This is a genomic window from Mucilaginibacter hurinus (genome assembly GCF_003324525.1).
Lineage (GTDB): Bacteria > Bacteroidota > Bacteroidia > Sphingobacteriales > Sphingobacteriaceae > Mucilaginibacter > Mucilaginibacter hurinus.
This window is the reverse complement of sequence record NZ_QGDC01000001.1, coordinates 289,570-316,309: the sequence shown is the minus strand read 5'-3', so window position 1 is coordinate 316,309 and position 26,740 is coordinate 289,570. Positions and strand designations below refer to the sequence as shown.

General features: G+C 42.7%; 25 protein-coding genes. 20 read left to right on the top strand and 5 right to left on the bottom strand.

Features of this window, described 5'->3' with window-relative positions; genetic code table 11:
• Window positions 1-68 precede the first annotated feature (68 nt).
• The 17 genes from DJ568_RS01320 (at window position 69) to DJ568_RS01240 (ending at window position 19,858) form a co-directional block, all read left to right on the top strand.
• Window positions 69-590 carry an ExbD/TolR family protein gene (locus tag DJ568_RS01320; protein WP_114003423.1) on the top strand — a complete coding sequence of 174 codons (522 nt, stop codon included), beginning with the start codon at window positions 69-71 and terminating at the stop codon, window positions 588-590.
• A gap of 271 nt (window positions 591-861) precedes the next feature.
• Window positions 862-1,602, top strand: coding sequence for an isoprenyl transferase (locus DJ568_RS01315; protein WP_114003422.1), 741 nt, complete (start codon window positions 862-864; stop codon window positions 1,600-1,602).
• Between the two features lie 63 nt (window positions 1,603-1,665).
• A complete protein-coding gene (bamA, locus tag DJ568_RS01310) occupies window positions 1,666-4,215 on the top strand; it encodes an outer membrane protein assembly factor BamA (RefSeq protein ID WP_114003421.1) in 2,550 nt (849 codons plus the stop codon).
• A 15-nt stretch (window positions 4,216-4,230) separates the two neighbouring features.
• Window positions 4,231-4,764 carry an OmpH family outer membrane protein gene (locus DJ568_RS01305; RefSeq protein WP_114003420.1) on the top strand — a complete coding sequence of 178 codons (534 nt, stop codon included), beginning with the start codon at window positions 4,231-4,233 and terminating at the stop codon, window positions 4,762-4,764.
• Window positions 4,765-4,810: 46 nt separating this feature from the next.
• Window positions 4,811-5,323 carry an OmpH family outer membrane protein gene (locus DJ568_RS01300; protein ID WP_114003419.1) on the top strand — a complete coding sequence of 171 codons (513 nt, stop codon included), beginning with the start codon at window positions 4,811-4,813 and terminating at the stop codon, window positions 5,321-5,323.
• Window positions 5,324-5,384: 61 nt separating this feature from the next.
• Complete coding sequence (gene murI, locus DJ568_RS01295) at window positions 5,385-6,212, top strand: glutamate racemase (protein ID WP_114003796.1); 828 nt, start codon at window positions 5,385-5,387, stop codon at window positions 6,210-6,212.
• A gap of 155 nt (window positions 6,213-6,367) precedes the next feature.
• Window positions 6,368-7,438, top strand: a complete 1,071-nt coding sequence (gene nuoH / locus DJ568_RS01290) for an NADH-quinone oxidoreductase subunit NuoH (RefSeq protein ID WP_114003418.1) — start codon at window positions 6,368-6,370, stop codon at window positions 7,436-7,438.
• A gap of 122 nt (window positions 7,439-7,560) precedes the next feature.
• Window positions 7,561-8,157: a 4Fe-4S dicluster domain-containing protein gene (locus tag DJ568_RS01285; RefSeq protein ID WP_114003417.1), complete on the top strand. Its 597-nt coding sequence runs from the start codon at window positions 7,561-7,563 to the stop codon at window positions 8,155-8,157.
• Entirely contained in the window at window positions 8,154-8,696 is a 543-nt protein-coding gene (locus DJ568_RS01280) for an NADH-quinone oxidoreductase subunit J family protein (protein ID WP_114003416.1), read from the top strand. The genes DJ568_RS01285 and DJ568_RS01280 overlap by 4 nt, the downstream gene beginning before the upstream one ends.
• Window positions 8,693-8,998 (top strand): NADH-quinone oxidoreductase subunit NuoK, encoded by a 306-nt coding sequence (nuoK, locus tag DJ568_RS01275; protein ID WP_114003415.1) that lies wholly within the window; start codon window positions 8,693-8,695, stop codon window positions 8,996-8,998. The genes DJ568_RS01280 and nuoK overlap by 4 nt, the downstream gene beginning before the upstream one ends.
• 2 nt (window positions 8,999-9,000) lie before the next feature.
• Complete coding sequence (locus DJ568_RS01270) at window positions 9,001-9,318, top strand: SusC/RagA family TonB-linked outer membrane protein (RefSeq protein ID WP_114003414.1); 318 nt, start codon at window positions 9,001-9,003, stop codon at window positions 9,316-9,318.
• 1 nt (window position 9,319) lies between these two features.
• A complete protein-coding gene (locus DJ568_RS01265; RefSeq protein ID WP_233496599.1) occupies window positions 9,320-11,374 on the top strand; it encodes an NADH-quinone oxidoreductase subunit 5 family protein in 2,055 nt (684 codons plus the stop codon).
• Between the two features lie 5 nt (window positions 11,375-11,379).
• Window positions 11,380-12,984, top strand: coding sequence for a complex I subunit 4 family protein (locus DJ568_RS01260; RefSeq protein WP_114003413.1), 1,605 nt, complete (start codon window positions 11,380-11,382; stop codon window positions 12,982-12,984).
• Between the two features lie 80 nt (window positions 12,985-13,064).
• Window positions 13,065-14,930 carry a mucoidy inhibitor MuiA family protein gene (locus DJ568_RS01255; protein ID WP_114003412.1) on the top strand — a complete coding sequence of 622 codons (1,866 nt, stop codon included), beginning with the start codon at window positions 13,065-13,067 and terminating at the stop codon, window positions 14,928-14,930.
• On the top strand, window positions 14,931-16,433 hold the full coding sequence (locus tag DJ568_RS01250; protein ID WP_114003411.1) for an NADH-quinone oxidoreductase subunit N: 1,503 nt from the start codon (window positions 14,931-14,933) through the stop codon (window positions 16,431-16,433).
• A gap of 107 nt (window positions 16,434-16,540) precedes the next feature.
• Entirely contained in the window at window positions 16,541-17,845 is a 1,305-nt protein-coding gene (locus tag DJ568_RS01245) for an ammonium transporter (protein WP_114003410.1), read from the top strand.
• A gap of 105 nt (window positions 17,846-17,950) precedes the next feature.
• On the top strand, window positions 17,951-19,858 hold the full coding sequence (locus DJ568_RS01240; protein WP_114003409.1) for an amidophosphoribosyltransferase: 1,908 nt from the start codon (window positions 17,951-17,953) through the stop codon (window positions 19,856-19,858).
• 114 nt (window positions 19,859-19,972) lie between these two features.
• Here DJ568_RS01240 and DJ568_RS01235 read toward each other — a convergent pair whose 3' ends face one another.
• Window positions 19,973-20,629, bottom strand: a complete 657-nt coding sequence (locus DJ568_RS01235; protein ID WP_114003408.1) for a LysE family translocator — start codon at window positions 20,627-20,629, stop codon at window positions 19,973-19,975.
• Window positions 20,630-20,804: 175 nt separating this feature from the next.
• Between DJ568_RS01235 and DJ568_RS01230 the strand changes: the two genes are divergently transcribed.
• Complete coding sequence (locus DJ568_RS01230) at window positions 20,805-22,280, top strand: MFS transporter (RefSeq protein WP_114003407.1); 1,476 nt, start codon at window positions 20,805-20,807, stop codon at window positions 22,278-22,280.
• A 176-nt stretch (window positions 22,281-22,456) separates the two neighbouring features.
• The gene (locus DJ568_RS01225) at window positions 22,457-22,918 is read left to right on the top strand and encodes a deoxycytidylate deaminase (RefSeq protein WP_114003406.1); all 462 of its coding nucleotides are present in this window, start codon (window positions 22,457-22,459) and stop codon (window positions 22,916-22,918) included.
• A 17-nt stretch (window positions 22,919-22,935) separates the two neighbouring features.
• On the opposite strand, the gene DJ568_RS01220 is transcribed toward DJ568_RS01225, so the two are convergent.
• The gene (locus DJ568_RS01220) at window positions 22,936-24,138 is read right to left on the bottom strand and encodes a DUF4932 domain-containing protein (RefSeq protein WP_114003405.1); all 1,203 of its coding nucleotides are present in this window, start codon (window positions 24,136-24,138) and stop codon (window positions 22,936-22,938) included.
• Window positions 24,139-24,140: 2 nt separating this feature from the next.
• Window positions 24,141-24,824, bottom strand: a complete 684-nt coding sequence (cmk, locus tag DJ568_RS01215; RefSeq protein WP_114003404.1) for a (d)CMP kinase — start codon at window positions 24,822-24,824, stop codon at window positions 24,141-24,143.
• A 57-nt stretch (window positions 24,825-24,881) separates the two neighbouring features.
• On the opposite strand from cmk, the gene arfB reads away from it, so the two are divergent.
• Window positions 24,882-25,295, top strand: a complete 414-nt coding sequence (arfB, locus tag DJ568_RS01210) for an alternative ribosome rescue aminoacyl-tRNA hydrolase ArfB (RefSeq protein ID WP_114003403.1) — start codon at window positions 24,882-24,884, stop codon at window positions 25,293-25,295.
• Here the strand turns inward: arfB and DJ568_RS01205 are convergent.
• On the bottom strand, window positions 25,288-26,238 hold the full coding sequence (locus DJ568_RS01205) for a lipid A deacylase LpxR family protein (RefSeq protein WP_114003402.1): 951 nt from the start codon (window positions 26,236-26,238) through the stop codon (window positions 25,288-25,290). The genes arfB and DJ568_RS01205 overlap by 8 nt on opposite strands.
• A gap of 94 nt (window positions 26,239-26,332) precedes the next feature.
• Entirely contained in the window at window positions 26,333-26,740 is a 408-nt protein-coding gene (locus tag DJ568_RS01200) for an OsmC family protein (protein WP_114003401.1), read from the bottom strand.

Genomic DNA, 26,740 nt, shown 5'->3' with positions numbered 1-26,740 from the left:
CGGTAAGCGTTTTATAGGTAACAGTACACCTACTGGTAACCAATTGTTTAACCTAAAATCTTAATGTTATGGCTGAAATGAATGTTGCTGCCGGAAATGCCGGCAGAAAAAACCGTAAAAGGATGCCTCCCCCTCGCGTTGATCTTACCGCTATGGTCGACCTCGCTTTTCTGCTGATCACGTTTTTTATGATGACGACTACCTTTAATAAGCCTAAAATTATGCCTGTTGCTATGCCTGTTGATGGGCCCGGCGGCGAAGTGTCGGAGAAGCGCACGATGACGGTTTGTTTAGGCGACGATAACAAGGCCCTATGGTACCTGGGACTTGCCGAAAAACCTATACTGCCGCCCAAGGTGGCCGGATATGGCGCTGATGGTATACGGAAAGGTATTACGGAAGCAGCTGACTATGTTAAACGGACCACCGGTAAAACCCTGATAGTGATTATAAAGCCCGCAAACAGCTCTGTTTATGAAGATCTCGTTAATACAATTGATGAAATGGATATCAATAAGGTGCCATCATACGCCGTTGCGGATATATCGCCGGTTGATGAAGGATTACTTAAACAAAACGGGATATATTAAAACTGATAGCCAATAGTAGGGCTGGTGTGCTACCGGCCTCTGCTGTTGGCTGCTTATTTTAAGCCGCTGTGCAACTGTATTTTGCGAATTGAGGCGTAAAAAATCCTTTTTTTTCTTTTCGCGTTGCATACTAAAAAAATACAAAGTAAGTTTTACCTTTGTACCCTGAAAAAATTGGCATATTTTGTTAAATAGCTGGTACGTTTAACTGTTTTGAACTTAAAACATTGAAACGTAATTTATTAAACAATGCGCTATTTACACAGCAGGAATGATAAATAAAGATCAGATTGATTTATTGAAGTTGCCGGCGCATGTTGCCATTATAATGGATGGTAACGGCCGATGGGCAAAAAGCAAAGGTAAATTAAGAGTATTTGGCCATCATAATGGCGTACTTGCTGTTAGGGACGTTGTTACCGGCGCGTGCGAACTGAAGCTGAAATACGTTACCTTATATACATTCTCGTCTGAAAACTGGAACCGCCCTAAACTGGAGGTTATGGCCATAATGGAGCTGATGGTAGGCACCATCCATAACGAGATAGACAGGTTTATGAAAAACAATGTGCGTTTAAATGCCATTGGAGACCTTGACATGTTGCCGGAACGCGCTCATAAGGAACTGAAAAGAGCCATTGAACGTACATCAGGTAATACGGGCCTGGTATTAACGCTTGCGTTAAGTTACAGCTCAAGACGCGAGATTGTACATGCCACTAAAAATATAGCCCGCCAGGTACAAAGCGGCGAGTTAAATGTTGATGACATCAATGAGGAAGTTTTCGGGAATAACTTGTTTACCCATAACATGCCCGACCCTGAGCTGCTGATAAGAACCAGCGGCGAATACCGTATAAGCAACTATCTGCTATGGCAAATAGCTTATGCCGAACTCTATTTTACCAATAAGCTTTGGCCCGATTTCAGGAAAGAAGACTTGTATGAAGCCATTCTTGATTTCCAGCAACGTGAGCGCCGTTTTGGAATGACCAGCGAGCAGTTAAACTAAATTTTTACTTTTAACACTATTTAACAACTGTTTAAATTATTTTTAGCCCACTAAAATATCCGAATGTATAAATATATTTTTGCTTTAGTTTTCATAGTGTTTAGCGCCTCCGCTGTAAAGGCCCAGGTTACAGGCAGCCAGCCCGAGCAGTTCTCTCAACCCACCGATAGTTTAAACTACCTTAACCCTAAAGATTACATTTTAGGCGGTGTAACTATAAGTGGTGTAAAAGCGTTGGATAAAGATGCTTTGTTAACTATATCAAAATTAAACAAAGGCGATCGTTTAACCTTGCCCGGCGAAGCTAATGCCAGGGTAGTAAAGGATATGTACTCGCAAGGACTTTTTGACGACGTACAGCTTAATATCACCAAAATAAATCTTGATACCGTTTACCTGGAGATAGCCGTGGTGGAGCGGCCGCGTTTATCAAAGCTTAACATAACGGGTATACGTAAAGGTGAGGTAGAGGATGTGCAGAAAAAGCTGAACGATAAAACCGGCAAAATTGTAAATCAAAACCTGCTTAATACAACTACAGCAATCATAAAAAGGCATTTTAACGAGAAAGGCTATCGTAATACCACTGTTGATATACGGCAAAGGCCTGATCCGGGCGATAGCAGTACGGTAGTATTGAACGTTGTAGTTGATAAGAAAAGTAAAGTAAAAATAAACAGTGTTGAGTTTGAAGGCAACAAGGCTTTTTCTGACAAGAAGTTAAAAAAGTTCCTCAAAAAAACACGTGAGAAAAAGTTTTATAACATTTTCGGGTCTAAAAAATTTAAAGAGGATCTTTACCTGGAGGATAAGCAAAATCTGATAGAAAGGATGCAGGCCGAAGGTTACCGTGACGCGCAGATTTTAAGCGACAGTGTTACCGACCATGATGCCACCAGCGTTGATGTGAAAATAGCCGTATACGAAGGGCCGAAGTATTATTTCGGCGATATCAGGTTCTCGGGGAATGCTAAATATTCTTCCGAATTTTTGAGCAGGATACTGAGGATAAAAAAGGGAGATGTATTTAGTGAAGAGGAGCTGAGCAAAAGGCTTAGCGGCCCGACGCCGAGCAACGACGATATATCATCGCTGTACTTAAATGATGGTTACCTAACCTATAACGCCGATCCGGTACAAACACGTATTTACAATGATACTGTAGACCTTGACATCAGGATGTATGAAGGCCCGCAATACACCATAAACAGGGTATCGGTAAAAGGTAACGACGTAACCAACGATAAGGTTGTAATGCGCGAGATACGCACCAAGCCTGGTCAGAAATTTAATAAAGAATTATTGATAAGGAGTACCCGCGAACTTTCGCAACTGGGTAGTTTTGATGAGCAAAAAACCGAACCAAGGCCAACTAACATTAATCCGGCTGATGGTACGGTAGATATTATATATAACGTTGTTGAAAAACCGTCAGATCAGATAGAGCTTTCGGGCGGCTTTGGCGGCGGGCAGCTGGTAGGTACGCTAGGGCTTTCGTTTAACAACTTCTCGTTACGTAACCTGTTCAATTTAAAAGCTTACAGGCCGCTGCCAAAGGGCGACGGACAAAAACTTAGCTTAAGGGGACAGTCGAGCGGGCGTACATATCAAAATTTTTCGTTCACTTTTTCTGAGCCATGGCTAGGGGGCAAAAAGCCTATATTCTTTAGCTTGTCTGCATACACCCAGGGAAGCTCAACCGGACAATACTATCCCAAGTCGAGCCCTTATTATAACAAGCTGCGCATAAACGGTATAGGTGTTACGCTTGGTAAGCGGTTAAACTGGCCCGACAACTATTTCCAGCTTAATTACTCATTAAACTTTGACCATTATACACTTGATAACTACGGCGGTTACCTCTTCTCAAACGGTACATCATACAACTTAAAGTTAACACAGGAGCTTAGCCGTAACTCGCTTGACGCGCCTATTTATCCAACATCAGGTTCAAACATCAGGTTCACTATACAGGTGACCCCGCCATATTCGTTGTTTAACAATGTTAATTATAAAATAGCGCCGCCAGAAGTACGCTACAAGTTTGTTGAATATCATAAGTGGAAATTTGATGCGCAGTGGTATCAGCGCATTACAGGCAAACTGGTATTAATGTCGCAAGTGCGTTTCGGATTTTTAGGTTACTACAATTCGCTTGTAGGCCAGTCGCCGTTTGAGCGGTTTAAAGTTGGTGGCGACGGTATGCAAACTTACCAGTTCTTACAAGGCAGCGAGATCATCGGTTTAAGAGGTTATCAAAACTTCTCGATAGTGCCGGTAGGATCAAATTATAACGCCAATAACACACCCGGCAGTGCTATTTATAACAAATACACCCTTGAGCTGCGGCACCCGGTTATTGCCAGCCAATCGGCAACAATATTCCTGTTAGCTTTTGCTGAAGGCGGTAACACATGGGATACTTTTAGCCGGTTTAATCCGTTTAATGTAAGACGTTCGGTAGGTATGGGAGCAAGGATATTTTTACCTATATTTGGCTTACTTGGGTTGGATTATGGTTATGGTTTTGACCGCATACCGGGTGCACCTGATGCAAACAGGGGCCAGTTCCATTTCTCAATAGCACAAACCCTGAACGGCGGGTTTAATTAATTGAAAAGCATAACAATGAAGAAGAAAGTAATTTTATTATTAATTTTAACGTTTACCGCATTTACAGGCGCTTTTGCACAGCGCTTTGCTTATGTCGATTCAGACTATATTCTGAAACATATACCTGATTATATATCAGTACAAAAACAGCTTTCGGCACAGTCAGAGCAATGGCAGAAAGAAGCGGATGCACGTTTTAAAGAAATTGACCGTTTGTACAAAGCTTACCAGGCAGACCAGGTGCTGATGACACCTGATATGAAAAAGCGCCGTGAAGCAGAGATTGTAGGCAAAGAAAAAGAAGCGAAGGATTTTCAGCGGCAGAAATTTGGGCCTGACGGCGAGTTGGCGCAAAAAAGCACATCGTTGATTAAACCTATCCAGGATAAAGTGTCAAAAGCAATACAAGCAGTTGCAGAGAGCGAAAACCTTGATATGATTTTTGATAAAAACAGCGAAGTTTTGATGCTTTACGCCAACCCGCGGTATAACAAAAGCGACGACGTAATAACGCGTTTAGGTTTAAAACCGGGTACATTTGCAAAGTAAATTATTTAGATAAAACAGCACTATTATTAAACACCAGAACAGAAAAATGAAAAAACTATTGAAAGTTGCTTTAGTGGCATTATGTGTATTATTTGCCGGGAACTATGCCAAAGCACAGGCTAAAATCGGTCACTTAAGCTTTAACGCACTTATTGATCAGATGCCAGAAACTAAAACGGTTAAAACTCAGCTTGACGCTTATCAAAAGCAGTTTATTGACCAGTATACTACAATGACTAATGAGTTTCAAACCAAGGTACAAGGATACGAGTCGAAAAAAGCCAGCATGACTGACGCCACTAAAACGGCTACTGAAACTGAATTGCAAGACATGCAAAAACGTTTACAGGAGTTTCAACGCGATGCACAAGGTAAGGTTGAGGCTAAAAGCAGCGAATTATCAAAACCGCTTTTAACAAAAGCTAAGACTGCCATTAACCAGGTTGCCAAAGAAAAAGGTTACGCTTACGTGCTCGATTCATCACAGATTGAACTATTGGTTTCACCTGATGCTGATGACCTGCTTGCGGCTGTAAAACTTAAATTAGGTTTAAAATAATTGAAATATTATTTGCCAGGAAGCGCACCGGTTTACGGTGCGCTTTTTTTATTTTTACCCTGTGCTAAATAATAAACCTATAGGCATTTTTGATTCCGGTTACGGTGGCCTTACCGTGTTTCGTTCAATAATAGATCAGTTACCGCAGTATGATTATATTTATCTGGGCGATAACAACAGGGCGCCCTACGGTAACCGCTCATTTAAAACCATACATGATTATACATGGGAATGTGTGCAATGGCTGTTTAAGCAAGGCTGCCCGTTAGTGATACTTGCGTGTAACACGGCATCTGCCAAAGCGCTGCGTACCATACAGCAACGGGATATAAAAAATGATCCGGAAAAAAGAGTGCTTGGCGTTATCAGGCCGACTGCCGAGGTAATCGGTAATTATACCAAAACCAACGATATCGGCGTATTGGGAACCGATGGCACAATACAGTCAGGCTCGTATCTTTTGGAGATTGAGCATTTTTTTCCGGAGGTAAAAGTCCATCAGCAAGCTTGCCCGCTATGGGTGCCGCTCATTGAAACAGGGGAGTATGACGACCCGGGAGCTGACTATTATGTTAAATTATACCTTGATCAGTTGCTTGCCCGGTCTGTTAAAATTGATACCGTGCTGCTGGCATGTACACACTACCCGCTCCTGATTGATAAAATCAGGGCGCATTTACCGGCTCATATTAATATTGTTTCACAGGGTGATATTGTAGCCCAAAGCCTGCTTGATTACGTTAAGCGGCATCCTGAGATTAATGAAAAACTCACTCAAACCCAGAGCAGGAAGTTTTATACTACCTCAGACGATACCGCGGATTTTGACCATCATGCTTCCATGTTCTTTTCTGCACCGGTAAAATCAAAATATGTTTCTGTAAAGTAATTGAGGGTGTATGGTACTGCGTTTCAATCAATGTTAACAAACAGTAAAATAAACCTGAAACGAGCGATTCAAAATTTCATATCAACTATAATCTACTAATTACGTAGCATATTACCCGTGCATTTGTTAAGTTTGCACAAAAGGGAATTTATCTGTTGGATTTCTACATCACATATTTTTTTATTGCAATAGGGCTATTCGGTTTTGCTGCCGTATTTGCACTTTTTGGTGTGTATGCTGAACGGAAAATATCTGCATTTATACAAGACAGGCTGGGACCCACTGAAACAGGTAAATTCGGGTCGTTGCAAACCATCGCCGATATCCTGAAGATGATACAAAAGGAAGTGATTGTGCCGGCTGCTGCTGATAAGTGGCTGTTTTTACTCGCCCCCGTAATTATTTTTGTAGCGGTTTACATGGGTTTTGCTGCCATGCCCTGGGGGCCGGGTCTGGTGCCATCTAAAATTAATATTGGCCTGTTTTATGTTTTTGCCATTATCTCTGTTGAAACATTAGGCATATTAATGGCCGGCTGGGGTTCAAATAACAAGTATTCGTTGTTGGGCGCTATGCGATCGGCCGCGCAAATCATTTCGTACGAAATACCTGCGGGGTTTGCAATCATATCCGCCGTGATGATAGCACAATCGCTTGACTTGCAAGCCATAGCTAACCAGCAAGGCGTATTGTCAACCGAGCGTATACTCGCGCTTGGTTTTTGGGACACTACCCAGGTTGGTGGTATATTTAGCTGGAACATTATCAGGGCGCCGCATTTGATCGTCGCTTTTGTTATTTATTTTATCGCGTCGCTGGCTGAATCAAACCGTGCGCCGTTTGATATTCCGGAAGCTGAATCGGAGTTGGTATCAGGTTTTCATACTGAATATACCGGCCTCAGCTTCGCATTTGTGTTTTTGGCGGAGTACGCGATGATGTTTTTGGTATCCATGATAGGGGTTATACTGTTTTTGGGCGCCTGGAATACGCCTTTGCCAAATATTGGCGGCGCTAAATTGGCTACGCTAACTACTGGTATAGGCTGGGGTATATTTTGGATAACAATTAAAACCCTGCTGTTGGTAGGGGTCCAAATGTGGATACGTTGGACCATACCACGTTTTAGGGTTGACCAGCTGATGACACTGGCATGGAAAGTATTAACCCCGCTTGGATTTATATGTATGTTGATATCGGGCGTGTGGCGGTTATGGCTTATGTGATAGAAAGGTGTTTGACGTCGGGCGCAAAGTGTAAAGAAAAAAATTTGTCATTCTGAGCCAAAGCGGAGAGTTTAATAAATAGATGGTACACATCGCAGCAGGACAAAAGATTAGAAAATTATATGTTTAAAAGAGCAATAAATGGATTTATTACTACCTGCAAGGGTTTAGCCCTTACGGTACGCCATTTATTTGCCTCGACAGAAAAGAGAGAGGTTATTCACGTTAGTGATGACAATTACTTTAAACAACTGGACCACGGTACCAATACCATACAATATCCAAAGCAAAGTTTACCGGTGCCGGAGGTTGGCCGTTACCAGCTGGACGTGGAGATAGACGACTGCATAGTTTGCGACTTATGCGCAAAAATATGCCCGGTTGATTGTATAACTATTGAATCAATAAAGTCTACTGAGCCCGGCGGTATAGGGCAAACCTCTGACGGTACTACAAAAAGACTTTATGCTGCACAGTTCGACATTGATATGGCCAAATGCATGTATTGCGGCCTGTGCACCATAGTTTGCCCTACCGAGTGTATTATCATGACTAATACGTATGATAAAACGGTATTTGAACTAAACCACCTTGTTTATGAATTTTCGGACATGAGCGCCGAGGAAGCGGCCGAAAAACGGGCCTTGCTTGAAAAACAGCAGGCTGAAAAGCAGGCCGCAAAATTAGCCGCGATGAATAAGAAGGAGGAGGGGAAATGAATATTGTGAAAATACTGTTTTACATCATGGCTTGCGTTGCTATAGGTTCGGCTTTGTACACCGCTTACACAAAAAACCTTGTGCGCTCGGTATTTATGTTTTTTGTAACGTTGTTTGCACTGGCGGGCTTATACGTTATTGCCCTGGCCGATTTTGTTGCCGTTACCCAGGTAGTTATTTACGTGGGTGGCATTTTGGTGCTTATCCTTTTCGCCTTTATGCTATCAGGCAAGCAGTCGCTTGATGCTGCCACCCGGCAAAAGAGCAAAATTATTAACCTGGGTAATTTACCTGCACTGCTGCTGGCGGGTTTGTTTTTTATAGTGATGTTTAACGCACTTAACAATAATGTTGAGCCGGCATGGGTAAAGGCCGCTGTACAATCAGGGAAAGTAATTAAACCTGGTACAGTGTTAATCGGTAATATAGGCGTCAACTTGATGACCAAATACCTGCTGCCTTTCGAAGCAATCTCGGTATTGCTGATGATCGCGCTTGTTGGCTCGGCCCATCTGTCAAGAAAGGAGCAGGAAGCATGATAGCCTTGTCAGACTTTTTAATAATAAGCGCGGCGCTGTTTTGCATCGGCCTGTATATGATCGTATCAAAACGCAACGCGATACAAATACTTATAGGTATTGAACTGATGCTAAACGCGGGCATACTCAATTTGGTAGCATTTGGCATGTATGATAGGGTGGATAACAGCGGGCAAATATTTGCCCTGTTTGCTATTGTATTAGCCGCTGCAACTACTGCGGTGGCACTGGCTATAATATTAAATGTTTACCGGCGGTACAAAACTATCGATCCTGGTAAAATTAACGCCATGGGAGAGTAAGGATGAGAAAAGTGTGCATGCTGTTTATTTTGTTATTACCTGCAGTAACGTTATTTGCGCAGCCAACACGATTTAAACGTGATACCACCGGTGGTTTCCAGGGTGTTTATTGTATTGGCCCGCTTGATCTGGAAGCTGGTCCGATGATTATTCTGGATGATAACACCATAACTGCAGCTGAATTTAAAAAGCTGAACGAAAAGGATATAGAAAAAGTAAATGTATATAAGGATAGTTTAGCTACCGCGCTTTACGGTAACAGTGCAATACACGGAGCTATTATCATCACTACAAAAAACAAAAAGAAAGCTAAGCGATAAATTGGAAAAATTTATACCTGGTACGGAAAATGATTTACTGCTGTACACACTTATCGCGGTGTTTGCGCCTTTGCTGGCGGCAATAATTAATTTTTGCCTTCCTGCTAACCGTAAGCATGCGGGATGGGTATCTACCGGTGCTGTTTTAACCAGCGCTGCAATGGCGGCTATTTTATTTATACATATATGGGAAAATAAAACTTTCCATGTACAGCAACTTTGGTTTGGCATAGGCGATACCAAAGTTTTTGCAGGTATCTGGCTCAATAACCTATCAGTGATGATGCTTGGCTTGGTGTCGCTTATAGCACTGCCGGTGCATATCTACTCCATAGCTTATATGCACCACGACGCACGCTTTAACCGCTATTTTACTTATCTCAGTTTCTTTTGTTTCAGCATGCTGGCCCTGGTGGTTGTAGATAGCCTGATTTTGTTTTATGCTTTTTGGGAGTTGGTAGGTTTCTCGTCGTACCTCCTTATCGGCTTTTGGTTCACACGCGAGGCTGCTGTGCAGGCCAATAAAAAAGCGTTTATTATGAACCGTATTGGAGATGTGGGTTTATTAGCCGCTATCATTATCCTTTTTAGTCATTTTCACACCTTTGATATGGTCGCCCTGTTCGGCGAAGATGGACTGGTTGCCAACGCTGCCATTTTTAATCACCTGTGGATAGCGCCCAACAGCAATTTACCTGTGGCATGGCACTACGTTGTATATGCCGGGATATTTTTGGCTGTCGCCGCCAAGTCGGCGCAATTTCCTTTGCACAGCTGGCTGCCCGACGCGATGGAAGGCCCCACTTCAGTTTCGGCGCTTATACACGCTGCAACGATGGTGGCAGCCGGGGTATTTTTATTAGGCAGGGTTTATCCTTTATTCACAGCCGAAGAATTGGACGCCTTTGCCATTATAGGCTGCTTTACCGCGTTTATGGCAGCCACCATAGCCCTCACACAAAACGACCTTAAAAGAATACTCGCTTACTCAACCATATCGCAACTAGGATTTATGGTGATGGCAATGGGTGTAGGTGCTTACCAATCTTCGTTATTTCACCTGGTTACACACGCGTTTTTTAAATGCCTGTTGTTTTTGGCAGCAGGCGTGGTGATACACGAAATGCAGCACATTAAGGAAGAAAATAAACTGGATATAAATCCGCAAAGTATACTATATATGGGTGGTTTGTCCGGCAAATTACCCGTTACCTGTATAGCCGCTATCATAGGCGCTATGGCGCTGATAGGCTTACCCGGCACTTCAGGTTATTTGTCAAAAGACAGTATTTTAATACAGGCTTTTGAATGGTCTGATAGTAAAGGCGCTTATTTCAAGCTCGTGCCGATTACGGCTTTGATCACGGCATTACTTACCGCCTTTTATGTAACCCGGCTTATTGCAAAAGTTTTTTTTGGCGACTTTAAATTGAGCCTTGTTAACCCTAACCTTAAATTCCACATTAGCGACGGAGGTTGGAATTATGTATTACCGCTGATAGCATTGGCGCTTTGCAGCTTATTTCCACTGTTCTCATCAAACTGGCTGCAGTATGAAGATTCGTGGTTGTTTGAGGGTTTGGGAAAGATAGGATATGCGGATACCGAAAGCGTTTACCATTCACTGATTCCGGGAGTGTTAACAGCGTCGAGCCTGGTGGTAATAGCTACCGCTTTCTTTCTTTATATAAGATCTAAGGCTTCAGCACATAGTGGTCCCTTGTTCAGGGTTTCGTATAACGAATGGTATGTTGATAAAGATTATAACAAGTTTGTTGTACAAGGGGTGCTGCTGTTAAGTAATGCATTGTACTGGTTTGACCGTAATATAATTGACGGAATTATAAATCTATTCAGTAGCATCACAAAAGCACTCGCAGCTCTGTCTGCCTGGGCCGACCGGTATATTGTTGATGGTGTTATATATTTGCTTACTGTACTTGTGCGGCGTACGGGCAACTTTGTGCGCATGTTTCAGGTTGGCCGGGTACAATATTATTTATACAGTATGCTGGCTGCGGTGCTGATACTATTCATTTTAAAATCGATGATCTGAACGCGATGAACATTTTAACCCTATTGATATTTATACCTGTGCTGTTTGGCGTGCTCATCCTGCTTATGCCCTCAAAATGGCGCGCAAGTTATAAATATATCACCCTGCTGGCTACACTTGTGCAGCTTGCCATAAGTGTTTGGATGTACGTTAACTTTAAAACGGGCGCTGCCTTTGGTGGCATCAACCACGAGGGTGAATTTCAATTTATGCAAAAGTTACCCTGGATACACCTTGATCTGGGTGTTATGGGTAAAATGCAAATAGATTATTTTGTCGGTATAGACGGTATATCCCTGCCTATGCTGGTGATGTCAGCCCTGGTAATGGTTATTGCAACACTAGCCTCATGGGAAATTAAAAGTAACCTTAAGGGCTTTTTTGCATTATTCCTGTTATTGGATATGGCAGTAATGGGCGTGTTTTGCGCACTCGACTTTTTCTTGTTTTACTTGTTTTATGAACTAATGTTGCTACCGTTATATTTCCTTATCGGTATGTGGGGCGGTGTAAGGCGCGAATTTGCAGCCATAAAATTCTTTCTCTATACGTTGTTTGGCTCTGTTTTCATGTTACTGGTAATGATAGGGCTATATCTTTCGGTTACAGATCCGGTTACAGGCAGCCACACATTTAACATAGTACAAATGATGAACCCGGCTAATTATGCCGATGGCGCTGTTTTTTCCACGGTTAGTCAGGCAACAATTTTAGGCATGCCTGCACGGGTTGTTGGCTTTGTGGTTTTATTTATTGCTTTTGCTATTAAAGTACCGGTAGTACCCTTGCACACCTGGTTACCGGTAGCGCACGTTGAGGCGCCCACACCGGTATCTATCATCCTGGCAGGAGTGCTTTTGAAAATAGGGGGATACGGTATTATCAGGATATGCTTTAGCATATTTCCGGACGTGGCTGTCTCAGGTGCTTATTGGCTTGGCTTATTAGGCGTGGTGTCTATACTTTACGGGGCGCTTAACGCACTGGCTCAGCGCGATCTGAAACGTATGATAGCATACTCGTCAGTATCGCACATGGGGTTCGTTTTGTTAGGTATCGCCTCGCAGACGGCCGAGGGGATAAGCGGCGCCATGCTGCAAATGGTAAGTCACGGTTTCTTATCGTCAATGCTATTTTTCCTGGTTGGCGTGGTTTACAACCGCGTGCACGATCGTGATATTTATAATTTCAGAGGGCTGGGCAGCCTTATGCCCAAATACACAGCATTTGTAATGATTGCTTTTTTTGCGTCATTAGGTCTGCCGGGCTTCTCGGCATTTGTGGCAGAAGCCTTTACGCTTGTGGGGGCATTTAAATCGCAATCTGTTAATGGTTTATTGCCCTATTGGATGTCGATATGCGGAGCGGTAGGTATATTGCTAAGTGCGGCTTACTTCCTTTGGACCTTGCAGCGTATGTTCTTTGGCAGTGTATCCTTCAAAGGCGGCGAGGTTTGGAAGATTGCTTTAACCGATATTACTGCGCGCGAAATTATCACGCTGGTACCATTAGCTATCATGGCACTCTTACTTGGCTTGATGCCCTCGCTGGTATTTAATGTAATTAATGATAGCGTGTTGGCGTTCGCAAACTTTTTAAAAGTAGGATAGAGGTGCCGCTTATGGAAACAAGACTGATCATGCATCCTTAAAATGAGTAACACAGTTGTACTTATTAAATTTAGTTAGTCATGATCAGGAAATTCATATTCATCATTTACGCCATTTTTACCACCGGCTACGCGCACGCTTACGAAAATCAAAAGATAGCATCCAAAGTTGAAAAGGTAACTGTATTTTTAAATGGTGCCCAGGTAACGCGTACTGCTTTGGTAAATATCAGTGCAGGCACAACTTCGCTTGTATTTGACGGCATTTCGCCGGATATCGATGTGCAAAGCCTGCAGGTTCGTGCCGCGGGCGACTTTACCATTCTGTCGGTAAACCAAGAACTGGATTTTGTTAACGAGCAATTAAGGGCAAGCCGTGTGCAGGAGATAATGAACCAGCGAAAGGTGGTGCAAAACAAGCTGGACATTCAGAACAGCTTATCAGAGATATACCAGGAAGAAAAAAACATGATGCTGAAAAATCAAACCATAACCGGTGATAACAGCAATCTCGACCTGGTAAGGCTGCGGCAAGCGCTCGATTTTCAAACAGCGCGTTTAACCGAGTTAAAAAAGAAGCAGCAACTGATTAACGAACAAATTGCCGCGCTGAATATCGAATTACAGAAATATGATAAGCAAATAGCCGATGTTAGCAGGGGCGACTCAAAAGCCACCAGTAATGTGTTGGTTACAGTGTCGTCAAAAGCGGCAACACAGTCGCGATTTACAATAAGCTACGTGGTACGTAATGCCGCCTGGTACCCTACGTATGATATCCGTGCTAAAAATGTGAACGCCCCGGTTGCCATAGCTTACAAGGCCAATGTATCACAACGATGCGGTGAAGAATGGAAAAATGTAAAGCTCACGCTTTCTACCGGTAATCCTGCTTTAAGTGGCGGCAAACCAAGCTTAAACCCCAATTATTTAACGTTAGGCATGTATTATGCTGCACCGGCCGGAAGTATTACCCGTGTAACAGGTACAGTGGCTGATGACACAGGTGCCGCTTTGCCGGGCGTCGCTGTAAATGTTAAAGGTACGTCTATAGGGGCGGTTACTGATGCGGCCGGTAGATATTCGATACAGATTCCGGCCGGGCCGCAAACCTTAATGTTTACTTACGTGGGGTATCAACCGCAGGAACAGGCAGCAAACAGGGAAAGGATAGATGTAAAGCTTAACGCGTCTGTACAATCATTAAACGAAGTTGTGGTGGTAGGGTATGGTTCCGGAAATAAGCAAAGAAGGGCCGATAACGCGATGTTAAGCGCAGATGGCGAAGCTATAAAAGGTCTTGCTACAGTGCCTGTGCAAGTTCAGCAACAAGAAAACCAAACAAACGTTGAGTTCAATATAGAGAATCCTTATTCGGTACCCAGTGATGGCAAGCAGTACACCGTTGAGATTAATACTATAAATATCGAAGCTGAATACCAATACTATACAGCGCCGAAACTTAGCACCGATGTGTTTTTAACAGCGACGATAACCGACTGGAATAAATATAATTTCCTGTCCGGTGAAGCCAACGTCTTTTTTGAAGGTACATATATAGGTAAATCACTAATAGATACACATAATGCTAATGACACCCTGAGCTTATCATTAGGTACCGACAAAAACATAGTAGTCACCCGTACCCTGCAACGGGATATGGAAGAGAAAAAGGTATTCGGTTCCACAAAAAAGGAGACCCGTGATTGGCTGATTACTATAAAGAACCGGAAGAGCCAGAAGATTTCGCTTTTATTGGAAGATCAGGTGCCTGTTTCGCAAAATTCTGCCATTGAGGTTGAGACCCATGAAACTTCCGGAGCTAAATTGGATGCTGTTACCGGGAAACTTTCGTGGACTTTTATGTTAAATTCGCAGCAGGAAAAAAAGGTGCGAGTAAAATATAGCGTTAAATATCCCAAAAATCAATCGGTTATAGTACAATAAATGAATGATCTGCTGCCATATATTCCCCAACAGCTAAGTCAAATTTTAGGTGATATACCCTACTTTCTCCCTGAAGTTTATCTAACAGCGCTGTTTGTCATTGTGCTGCTGGCTGATCTTATTATTGGCAAAAAATCCGGAAATTATTGCAGGGCTATAGCGCTGGCGGGTATAGTACTGGTGTTGTTTAAAGACTACGAGCAATATCAACTGTTAAAGGTGCCCGGAACAAGGTTCATTTCCAATGGCATGTTATTGCTGCATGCAAAAGGTTTAGCTTTTAAAATGGTTATTGACTTTTTAGCTTTATTGCTGCTTACTTATTTTCCGTGGGACAATAAACTAAAAGCACATCCTAAGGGCTTATCTGATCTTTACACAATCACTATTGGCTCAATCCTTGGCTTGCATTTAATGGTAATGGCGGTAAACATGCTATCCATATACATGTCAATCGAGTTTGTGTCTATCGCATCATACCTGTTAGTTGCTTATCGGTCCGAAAATGCTTTCAGTACTGAGGCTGGCTTAAAGTATGTATTGTTCGGGGCAGCTTCCTCGGCTGTATTACTATATGGCATTTCGCTGTTATATGGTTTTACCGGCACCCTTGATCTTTTTTCGCCCGATTTTATGTCGCAGCTAAGTAAAACTGAAGTATCGGTGGTAACACTTGCGCTGGGCTTGGTGTTAGCAGGCATAGGCTTCAAACTTTCATTTGTGCCGGTACATTTTTGGGTGCCTGATGTTTACCAGGGCGCGTCAACGCCTGTAACGGCTTATCTTTCAACAGTGCCTAAGATAGCTGCGTTTGCCTTGCTTATAAATTTTTTAACGCCTTTTATTTCCTTTAGTCAAAACAGCGTATTTGATTTCCGGCTTATTTTATCGCTTGCAGGTATCGTTACCATGGTTGCCGGCAACTTTGCCGCGGTAGCCCAAAATAATGTTAAACGCATGCTTGCATACTCAAGTATCGGGCATACCGGCTTTGCTTTAATGGCAATTGTAACATTTTCTGAACAGGGGATAAGCTCATTGATTTATTACTTGCTGGTATACGCGTTAGCAAATGTTGCCGCACTTGCCCTTGCTACGTATTTTGCCAATACTGCCGGTGCCCAAAACGCCAGCGATTACAAAGGTTTAGGATTAAAATACCCGGTAGCTTCGGTAAGTTTTGTTATAGTGCTTATATCATTAACAGGTTTGCCCGTTACGGCAGGTTTTACAGCCAAATTATTTGTGTTTTCAAACGTTTACGCCATTTATCACCAAAATAATGACATATGGTTGCTGTTTTTATTGATAACTGGCGCGGCTACTACGGTTGTTGCGCTATTTTATTACATCAAAATACCGCTTAATCTATTTCTGCGGAAAGGTAAAACCAGCGAAATAGTGCAGTATAACCAATATGGTTTGCTGATTTTTTGTAGTGTTATCGCATTGCTGTTGGTTTTTATTGGTGTTTTTCCCGGATATCTGTACAGATTATTCTAACACAAGGTGATTTTTAAGCTAATTATAAAAAATTGACAGTTAATTTGCATTTTTTATAATAAAAATCATATTTTCACGCCGTTTTAAACCCAATATTAATAGAAACTATGAAACGCTACGTTCCATTTTTACTTATTGTAATAGCTTTAGTTCTAACTTTCCTATTTCCATCGGTTGAATTAAATAATTCCGCTGAATCGAACTTTGATAAGGGGGATATAGCTTGGATGCTGATGTCAACCGCACTTGTGCTTATCATGACGCCGGGCCTCGCTTTTTTTTACGGCGGTATGGTCAACAAAAAAAATGTGATATCAACTATGCTGCAAAGCATTGTTTGTATGGTTATAATTACGGTAATGTGGGGCATATTTGGCTTTAGCCTTGCCTTTGGCGAAAGTATTGGCGGGGTGATAGGTAATCCCGGCACTTTTTTCATGATGAAAGGTATGCTGGGAACTGCAAGCTGGCCGCTGGCACCCACAATTCCCATATTATTGTTTGCCATGTACCAGCTTAAGTTTGCCATTATTACTCCTGCTCTTATAACAGGCGCGTTTGCTGAGCGTATACGCTTTAATTCATACATTATATTTCTTATACTATTCTCAATACTTATCTTCTCGCCGCTGGCGCATTCCACCTGGCATCCTGATGGTTTACTTTTTAACCTGGGTGTACTTGATTTTGCCGGCGGTACTGTGGTACATATGTCGGCAGGTTGGGCTGCATTAGCGTCTGCGCTTTATCTTAAGCGTCGTAACGAGGCAAGCCATTCACCTGCACGTGTTACTTATGTAATTATAGGTACCGGCTTATTATGGTTTGGCTGGTTTGGTTTCAATGCAGGCTCGGCTATGGGCGCTAACCCGCTGGCTGTTTCGGCTTTAGCTACCAGCACCACTGCGTCTGCGGCGGGCGGTATCACCTGGATATTTTTTGACATGCTTCGCAAACGTAAACCATCGGCTATGGGCACTTGTATAGGTGCGGTAGTAGGCTTGGTTGCCATTACCCCCGCAGCGGGCTTTGTGTCGGTGCCGCACTCTCTCGCAATTGGTATTATATCAGCCGTGATAAGTAACCTGGTAGTGGAATGGCGCACACGTACTTCAATTGATGATACGCTGGACGTGTTTCCATGCCACGGAGTAGGCGGTATGGTAGGTATGCTGTTAACCGGTGTGTTCGCTCATGCAAACATTAATCCGGGCGTAACAGTTAACGGCTTGTTCTTTGGAGAGTCAAAACTGTTTTTAGTGCAGTTGGCAGCCATGGTAGGTACCTCTATATTTGCTTTCGTTGGATCTTTGCTGCTGCTTAAGATAACTGATATGATTTCGCCTTTGCGCGTATCAATGGAAGAGGAGATTGTAGGGTTGGACATCAGCCAGCACGGCGAAAAACTGTGACGTTAAAATTGCGTTAAGTTTCCATCAACTTTATGCAATTTAATGACAATATACAGGCAAAAAGTACGATTTAAAAGTCGTACTTTTGCCTGCTCATTACAAATCATGAGCGATCAGATTAAGCATGAATGCGGTGTGGCCTTTATCCGCTTACTAAAGCCACTTTCATATTATCAGCAAAAGTACGGCACTGCGCTTTACGGACTAAACAAGCTTTATCTTTTAATGGAGAAACAACACAACCGCGGTCAGGACGGCGCAGGTGTTGCTACTATTAAACTTGATATTGAGCCCGGTAAGCGTTACATCAGCCGGCACCGCTCCATGGCATCTAACGCTGTTGCAGATATATTTGAGTACATCCAAAAAAAGTTTGCCGAGGTACAAAAGGAGGCCCCCGAAAAACTCACTGATGCGGTATGGCTAAAAGAGAATATGAGCTTCACCGGCGAGGTTTTATTGGGCCACCTGCGTTACGGTACGCATGGTAAAAATAAAATAGAAAGCTGCCATCCCTTTCTGCGACAAAACAATTGGAAAACCAGGAACCTGGTTATTGCAGGTAACTTTAACATGACCAATGTTGACGAGTTGCTGCAGCAGTTGTACGATTTAGGCCAGCACCCTAAAGAAAAGGCCGATACCGTAACCGTATTGGAAAAAATGGGTCATTTCCTTGATACCGAAAACCAGAATTTATTTGACCATTTCAAGAGTGAAGGCAATGACGATAATATTGAAATAAGCAAGCTTATAGCTGATAATATTAACGTGCAGCGCGTGTTGCGCAGATCGGCCCGTGATTGGGATGGGGGATATACCATTGCCGGCATAATGGGCCACGGTGATGCTTTTGTAATGCGTGATCCGTCGGGCATAAGGCCGGCGTTTTACTATTATAATGATGAGATAGTGGTAGCCGCGTCTGAGCGCCCGGCTATACAAACAGCTTTTAACATTCAGCTTGAGGATATAAAGGAAATTGATCCCGGCCACGCGCTTATTGTAAAAAAGAACGGTAAAGTGAGCGTGGATATGTTCAGCGAGCCTAAAGAGAAAAAGTCATGTTCGTTTGAGCGGATCTACTTTTCGCGTGGTAGCGATGCCTCAATTTATCGCGAGCGTAAACAGTTAGGAAGGCTGCTGTGCGACCAGATACTTAAGTGCGTTGATCATGATGTGCACAATACTGTATTCTCGTATATCCCTAATACCGCCGAAGTGGCTTTTTACGGGATGGTTGAGGGTGTGCACAAATACATCAAGAAGTATCAGCGCGATAAGTTGCTTAACCGTGCAGATAAAATAACGGATGAAGAACTTACTGAGGTTTTAAAGCTTGCGCCAAGGGTTGAAAAAATAGCCATAAAAGACGTAAAGCTGCGTACGTTTATTACACAGGACGCCGACCGTAGCGAGATGGTTGCACACGTGTATGATACTACCTACGGCCTGATTAAAAAGGATAAAGACATGCTGGTAGTTCTTGACGACTCAATTGTTCGTGGTACTACCCTTAAACAGAGTATCCTAAAGATATTAGACAGGCTGGGCCCCAAAAAGATAGTGGTTGTTTCATCAGCTCCGCAAATACGTTACCCCGACTGTTATGGCATTGATATGTCTCGTATGGGTGAGTTTGTGGCTTTTGAAGCGGCTATAAGCTTGCTAAAGGAGGCTGGTAAAGAAGACGTGATACTGAAGGTTTACCAGCAATGTAAAGACAGTGCCAAACTGCCCAAAGAAGAAGTTGTGAATTATGTAAAGGCCATCTACGAGCCATTTACTGATCAACAGATATCTGACCGTATAGCGAAAATTATTACACCGAAAGAGACCAATGCCAAGGTAGAGGTAATTTACCAAACGTTGGATAACCTGCATGTGGCCTGCCCCGGCCATACAGGCGATTGGTATTTTTCAGGCAATTACCCAACTCCGGGTGGTAATAAGGTTGTGAACCGCGCGTTTGTAAATTGGATGGAAGGGAAGAACCAAAGAGCGTATATGTAATTATAGCATTACAGAAGGCCCAATAATTGGATTTAAAATGCTGAATATGGATGCCGGAGCTAACACTCGTCAGTCATCCGGGTTCAGCATTTTTTGCGTTGCTGTAATTTAATCTTAGGTGCCGGCAGCTGCCGAAAAAACGTAGTGGGTCACTAACCTGTCAAACAAGATAAATGAGGCTATAATGAGCGCTACACCCGCTATCTGGTTAAGCCGGTGTACCAGGTGCACAGATATTTTTGCGCGCAGCTTGTTAGCATAAAAAGCCTTAAGCGTGTCGAGCCCGAATTGTACCAGCAACACCGTAAGAAACATAATGGCAATTTTCAACTCACGATTAGCAACACCTTCGTGGTAGGTTGTGCTGGCTGTACCTATTACCATCATCCAATGGAAAAGTATGGTAGGGTTAAATATACACATCAAAAAACCCTTTAAGAAGTAACCGGTACGCCTGATGGTAGAAGGTGTATTGTTATTGTAGTTAACATCAGCTTTTTTAAAGAGGTAGAAAATGCCGACGATAAAAAGGATGAGGCTGCCGATAATACCGGCAATGATTTTTGACTTAGGCGTTATGTCTACCAGTTGCGAGCCAAAGAGTATAGCCCCTACAAATACAACGTCTACAGCAACCACCCCCAACGAAAAATACACACCCGCGTGAAATCCCCGTTCAATACTGGTTTTTATTAACGAAAAGAATACTGGACCTGTAATGAAGGTAAGTACCAGTCCAATACCAATTCCTGAAATAATAGCCTCTAACATTAATTATATCCTTAGATCAGTATTGTTTTGAAACATGCGAATATGCAATTTTATCTTAGTAAACAAAGAATAATATCTGCCCGCAATTTTTAATGTAAACTTATAACAGGAAATTATAAAAATTGATTTATGTTAGCGGCCGAATATATTCTCCTTAGTACAACCAAATTAAACAATGGAACAAAACAATACCAAAAAAAATACGTCGGCATTGTATACGCTGATTTCTGTGTTTTTCTTTTGGGGCTTCGTTGCAGCCAGCAATGATATCCTCATCCCTGTATTTAAAGAAAAACTTAACCTTGAGCAATGGCAGTCGCAAATGATATCATTTGCGTTTTATGTGGCATACACCGTGGGTTCGTTGATATATACATTCGTATCTAAACAATTAGGCGGCGATGTACTGAACAAGATGGGTTACCGCAACGGTATTGCTCTGGGTTTAGTTATCTCGGCACTGGGTACATTGCTATTTTATCCCGCTGCTGAAACCGCTTCATTCTATATTATGATAACCGGCCTGTTCATCGTAGGTTTAGGTTTCTCCTTACAGCAAATTGCCGCCAACGCGCTTGCCGTGGCACTCGGCGACCCTAAAACAGGTGCTCAACGCTTAAGCCTTGCGGGTGGTGTAAACAACTTTGGTACAACTATTGGCCCACTGCTGGTAAGTGTGGCTATTTTTGGTTCGGTAGCCGGTGGTAATACCGAAGCCAGTATAAGCGCCGTAAAGTTCCCATACCTTGTTTTGGGCGCCCTGTTCATCGTGGTGGCTATTGTGTTCAAATTTTCATCTATACCCAATAAAATAGAAACAGATGTTGATACCGAAGACCTGAGCAGCCCTACAGATGTGTCGCACATAGCGGTAAAAGGCCAGAAGAAAGGAGCGCTTAACTATCTGCAACTATCGCTGGGTATGATAGCCATCTTTTTGTATGTGGGTGTTGAAGTATCGACCGCAAGTAATTTACCTGAGTTTATGCAGAAACGCTTAGGTACCGCTACGCAGGATATAGCACCTTATGTGTCGTTATATTGGGCCAGTTTAATGATAGGTCGGTGGACGGCCTCTATAGGTGCATTTAACGTTACCGGCGGTATGAAAAAAGTGTTGAATGTGGTGGTGCCTTACGTGGCTTTCGGTGTGTTTTTGGCGGTTAACAAACTGGCACAACATGATCTTACACCGTTTTATGTGTACGCGTTTGTAATTGTGGCCATGATAGTAGGTGATATGCTGAGCAAAGGAAACCCTGCCCGCCAGTTATTGATCTTTTCGGCGATGGCTATCATCGCGCTGTTTATAGGCATGATAGGATCGGGTATGGTAAGCGTTTACGCGTTCATTAGTGTAGGTTTGTTTTGCTCTACCTTGTGGCCATGCATCTATACACTGGCTGTTACCGGTTTGGGTAAACACTCTAACGAAGGTTCGGGCTACCTGATAATGATGATAATGGGTGGTGGTTTTATTAGCTTGCTGCAAGGTGTTGTTGCTGACGATGCAATACTGGGCATTCAGTGGTCGTACCTGGTTGGTGTGGCTTGTTTTGCTTACCTGGCATTTTACGCTATCAAAGCAAAAAGCATCCTTAAATCGCAGGGTATTGATTTTGATAATATCGAGGTACAGGGTAACCACTAATTTTGCAGCTATCAGTTGATAGAGATCAGAGATTGGTGTTTTTAACTATTTTTAAACTAAATATAGATGATAGCGGTGGGTTGAACCTGCCGCTATTTCTGTTAATTTTATCAGAGATTTTTTAAGTGTGAGGTGACATAGTCACTCGCATTTAATTACCAGTCACCACATTGAAGATGACCAAACCCAGTTTTAGCAATATTTTTATGAACCTGGCGGCCGACCTTGCGCTGCGCTCACATTGTGTAAAAGCACAGGTAGGGGCGGTGTTGGTTAAGGATACACGCATAATATCTATTGGTTATAACGGGCCGCCGTCAGGCACGCATAACTGCGATGAGGTGTGGCCCGAAACAGGTTGCCCGCGAGACGCGCGCGGAAGCTGTTCGCTGGCTTTACACGCCGAGGAAAATGCTATACTCTACGCGGTTAAAAACGGCTCAAATCTAGAAGGTTCCACATTATACACAACATTATCGCCGTGCTTACCGTGCGCCCGGCTAATTTTTTCGGCAGGAATAAAACAGGTGTTTTACAACCACTCTTATGCCGAATTTAAGGGATTGCCAAATGATGAGGGCGTTGATTTTTTAAACCGTTTCGGAGTCGAAGCAGTGAGGTTCAGGCAAGAGCTTTAACAAGCTATATCTCAGGGTTAACGGGAATTTTTCGAAACCAGTTGATCAATTTCTTCTTTAGTGATGCTGTGCAAGTATCTAAATATTTCAGGTAAGAACTTATTAAATGCAGCATATTTTTTACGGTTGGCTTCAAATTCTTTTATGCGTTGTTCAAGTAAAGGGATCAAAATAAAGCCAGACTCTTTAACATGCATGTGCCGCAGACGACTTTCCTCTTTATAGTTTCCAGCAGCGTGGGCAATTCTAATCTCTCCCAACCTAACCAAATGTTCAATTACACAAACCTCCCAATTATGTATGTATGAATTTTTTAAAGATTCCGCGAGAGTACGGGTGAAGAGGGAAGTATCACGTTGTATTTCGGGTTTAAAATTGTTAATCAACGGGTTGACGAAGGAATGCCCGATTTCGTGAACCGTCAGGAATTTTATAACGTCATGATTATCAAAGCCGAAATGTTGGTATTCCGCTAGCGATTTCAGTAAAGCCAAGTCCTGAGTTGTACTAAATACCATTGCCGAAACATTCCCAATTGGGCTGGTTAGCATAGGTCCGAAGGCCCTGTAATTATCTTTTCCCGAAGGTATGGGCATACCAGGCATTAGGTATAATTCATAACCTGCAAAATGTTGACCGTACCATTTCTCCATTGCAGGAATAATTTTTGGGTCAATGTGTTTCTTTGCTTCTTTAATAGCACCCTGGTAAAATGATTTATTCTGGCTAAAAAAGGCTTCTAAATTTGCCTTATTATAAAATGATCTTAAACTGTCTGCTAGTTCAATACCTAACTCCCTAGATCCTGGATAACGGGCACTATCGAACATTGGCAGGTTTCCTGGTACAGGCCACCGGTAGCCGGTTTTCGGAAACTCTTTAAGATAGGTAAGGTACTCAAGCTGCTGAGAGTTATCATGTTGAACATCGCGCATTTGCCTTAAAATATGCGCAATACGCATTATAACCGCACTGTCTCGCCAGTTGGCAAAACGAGTTTGAGCAAAGTATACGATTGGCTGATGTGAAAAGTCATTTTTGTTGTTGCTGAAAACATAGTGATCTATATGTTCAACTGCAAGTTTCTCAGCTATAAAGTAAGTCTCTATATTCTTATTAACTCCAATACTCACTTTATCAGAAATCTTTTCCGAAAGCTGCCCGGCACTTAATAAGGGGCAGCAAATAACTACAATCGTCTTTAAAATGCCTTTAACCATTGTTATTTTGGTCCCTCAAGTAAAGGCTTAATCTTTCCTAAAGTAAACGCCAACTGTTCATCAGGTGTCAGGTAACTATTGTCTAATACTATGGCATCCGGAGCTTGTACCAAGGGGCTTTCATCGCGGGTGGTGTCATCATGGTCACGTTTGGCAATATTATCATAAACTTCAGCCATGGTAATCGCGGGATTTTTTGGCAGCAATTCTTTATATCGCCTTTCGGCACGGATCTGTGGGTCTGCAGTCATAAACAGTTTTACCTGCGCGTGTGGAAATACCTGGGTGCCAATATCGCGTCCGTCCATAATCACATCGATGGATTTCCCCATCAGTTGCTGCAATTTTACCATGGCCTGCCTAACCTCCCGTATCGCGGCTACAGTGCTTACATTTGAGGCTACTTCCATCTGGCGTATCTCATCAGATACATCTTCATTATTTAACAGCACCCTAACACCATCTGGCGATGGTTTAAAAGAAATGTGAATATCATTAAGCGCATGGGTCACCTTTCCGGTATCTGTGGTATCAATGTTATTACGCAAAAAGTATAAGGTAACCGCCCGGTACATAGCGCCGGTGTCTATGTAAACAAAGCGGAGTTTATTGGCAAGCGCTTTTGCCAGAGTGCTTTTACCGCATGATGAATACCCATCAATAGCTACGACTATGTTGTTGCTCATAGGTAACTAAGGTACAAAAACAAACCTTTTGCTGTAACATATACTATATATTTACTCATGAGTATGAACAAGTCTGATTTGCAGAAAGAGATATTCTATAAAACATCACGCAGCGGCGGTAAAGGTGGCCAAAACGTAAATAAAGTGTCTACCAAGGTGGAGCTATTGTTTTCTGTAGAAATTTCGCTGCTATTTACCGATGAGCAAAAGCAAAGACTGTTAGAAAAATTGCAAAACCGGTTAAACAGGGATGGTTTCGTGCAGGTAATTTGTGATGAAGAACGTAGTCAATATCTTAACAAAGAAAAGGCGATGGAAAAATTGCTAACCATACTTGCTAAAGCTTTGCATGTGCCTAAAGTACGGAAGCAAGTTAAAGTGAGTAAAGCGGCTAAAGCAGCCCGGTTAGACAACAAAAAAATGCTATCGACCAAGAAGCAAATGCGTAAAAAGAATTTCGATATTAATTAAAACGATACAATACCGTAGCCGAGCCCCACTGGTGTGATCTTACCATTTGTTTCACCTCACGACTGTTGAAAATAGCCGACAGGCCTAATACCCATCGTTTGCCGCCATAACTAATGCCCAACTCATTGCTTACAACAAGGGGATTTTTTGTAAGCGTTACCTCATTACCTTGCTGCATGCTGCCGTTAAACAGGCCTCCCTGTATGGTGGCGTCGTAAGCTATGAAGTTTAGCGACGGTTTATAGTAAAAGAACAGCTCGTAACGATGCAATGGCGTATGGTTAATGTTGCGCATAGCAGTACTTTGTGTACTGACTGAATTAAATAATTGATTAAAATTACCCAGCCGTAGCATTACCCCGGCGCCGGCGCCTGTAAAACCGGTACCCAGTTGTGCGTTGGTTGCTAACGATACATCGGCGACAGTGGTACGGGTAAGCAGCCGGTTATATTCCGCTGACAGGTTGAGCTGAAAGTTATTCTGTATCTGGTATTCCCAACCTCTTAATGTGTAAAAGCCAAAGGTATTATGAATAACAGATTGCGACTGCTTGCCAAGAGCCGAAGGGCCTACAACGCCCGTACGCAGGCCTAGCTTTAGGTTGCTCTCATCCGCGTATAAGTAATTGATATTTGCCCCGATATACAGGTAACCTGCAAAAGGTCTGTCTATATACGATCTATCGGGTATTTGCCCTGTACGGGGGTTAAATATTTTCTGACCCAGTTCAAAGCCCAATACTTTATTTCTTAGCTTATCGCTATTAACGGTAAGTGCGTGGCGATAATGCACAAATAATCCGTTGGTATAATACCTGTCACTTCCTTGTGCCAAAAAGGAGTCATTGTCGCTTTGGAAGCCAAACTCGTTGGCGTGTGTTTGTGCAGATGTGTTTAAAGCTAAAGCTATACCGAGTACAGCTAAAATTATTTTAAGGCGCATGTGGTGGAATACTTATAAAATCTCAGGCAGGCATGGTAGTGTTTTCCTGCATAATAATATCGTTATTATTTTCATTGGGCAGCCGTACACGCCCTTACAGTTTTAAATCTGTTATAATGGTACTTATTTCAACCGGGTTCGTCAGCATTTTATGAACAGGACAAGCATTAGCGACTGCGAGCAGGCGCCTTTTCTGGGCCTCGTCTAAATCACCGGTGAGGTCAATTTTTCTGTTGATTACAGTCTTGTTTTCACCTGCGTAAAAATCTAGCGCAATATCAACTTTCACTTCCTTTAAATCCCATGCTTTATGTGCCGCATACATTTTAAGGGTTATAGAGGTGCAGGCTGCAAGTGATGACGCCAATAATTCTTTGGGTGAAAATCCCATGTTCATTCCCCCCATTTCCACAGGCTCATCAGCAATAAGGCTATTGCCGGTTAAGGAGTGTATCTCAACTTTATATTTTTCCTGCTTTGTGATTGCTGATATTTTTGCCAT

Coding starts and splice junctions, on each gene's coding strand:
- DJ568_RS01300 (WP_114003419.1), top strand. CDS start 4,811: ATGAAAAAACTATTGAAAGTTGCTTTAGTGGCATTATGTGTATTATTT.
- nuoK (WP_114003415.1), top strand. CDS start 8,693: ATGATAGCCTTGTCAGACTTTTTAATAATAAGCGCGGCGCTGTTTTGC.
- DJ568_RS01285 (WP_114003417.1), top strand. CDS start 7,561: ATGTTTAAAAGAGCAATAAATGGATTTATTACTACCTGCAAGGGTTTA.
- DJ568_RS01270 (WP_114003414.1), top strand. CDS start 9,001: ATGAGAAAAGTGTGCATGCTGTTTATTTTGTTATTACCTGCAGTAACG.
- arfB (WP_114003403.1), top strand. CDS start 24,882: ATGAGTATGAACAAGTCTGATTTGCAGAAAGAGATATTCTATAAAACA.
- DJ568_RS01200 (WP_114003401.1), bottom strand. CDS start 26,740: ATGGCAAAAATATCAGCAATCACAAAGCAGGAAAAATATAAAGTTGAG.
- DJ568_RS01245 (WP_114003410.1), top strand. CDS start 16,541: ATGAAACGCTACGTTCCATTTTTACTTATTGTAATAGCTTTAGTTCTA.
- DJ568_RS01230 (WP_114003407.1), top strand. CDS start 20,805: ATGGAACAAAACAATACCAAAAAAAATACGTCGGCATTGTATACGCTG.
- DJ568_RS01225 (WP_114003406.1), top strand. CDS start 22,457: ATGACCAAACCCAGTTTTAGCAATATTTTTATGAACCTGGCGGCCGAC.
- DJ568_RS01255 (WP_114003412.1), top strand. CDS start 13,065: ATGATCAGGAAATTCATATTCATCATTTACGCCATTTTTACCACCGGC.
- DJ568_RS01315 (WP_114003422.1), top strand. CDS start 862: ATGATAAATAAAGATCAGATTGATTTATTGAAGTTGCCGGCGCATGTT.
- DJ568_RS01260 (WP_114003413.1), top strand. CDS start 11,380: ATGAACATTTTAACCCTATTGATATTTATACCTGTGCTGTTTGGCGTG.
- DJ568_RS01305 (WP_114003420.1), top strand. CDS start 4,231: ATGAAGAAGAAAGTAATTTTATTATTAATTTTAACGTTTACCGCATTT.
- DJ568_RS01280 (WP_114003416.1), top strand. CDS start 8,154: ATGAATATTGTGAAAATACTGTTTTACATCATGGCTTGCGTTGCTATA.
- DJ568_RS01240 (WP_114003409.1), top strand. CDS start 17,951: ATGAGCGATCAGATTAAGCATGAATGCGGTGTGGCCTTTATCCGCTTA.
- cmk (WP_114003404.1), bottom strand. CDS start 24,824: ATGAGCAACAACATAGTCGTAGCTATTGATGGGTATTCATCATGCGGT.
- bamA (WP_114003421.1), top strand. CDS start 1,666: ATGTATAAATATATTTTTGCTTTAGTTTTCATAGTGTTTAGCGCCTCC.
- DJ568_RS01320 (WP_114003423.1), top strand. CDS start 69: ATGGCTGAAATGAATGTTGCTGCCGGAAATGCCGGCAGAAAAAACCGT.
- DJ568_RS01220 (WP_114003405.1), bottom strand. CDS start 24,138: ATGGTTAAAGGCATTTTAAAGACGATTGTAGTTATTTGCTGCCCCTTA.
- DJ568_RS01235 (WP_114003408.1), bottom strand. CDS start 20,629: ATGTTAGAGGCTATTATTTCAGGAATTGGTATTGGACTGGTACTTACC.
- DJ568_RS01205 (WP_114003402.1), bottom strand. CDS start 26,238: ATGCGCCTTAAAATAATTTTAGCTGTACTCGGTATAGCTTTAGCTTTA.
- DJ568_RS01250 (WP_114003411.1), top strand. CDS start 14,931: ATGAATGATCTGCTGCCATATATTCCCCAACAGCTAAGTCAAATTTTA.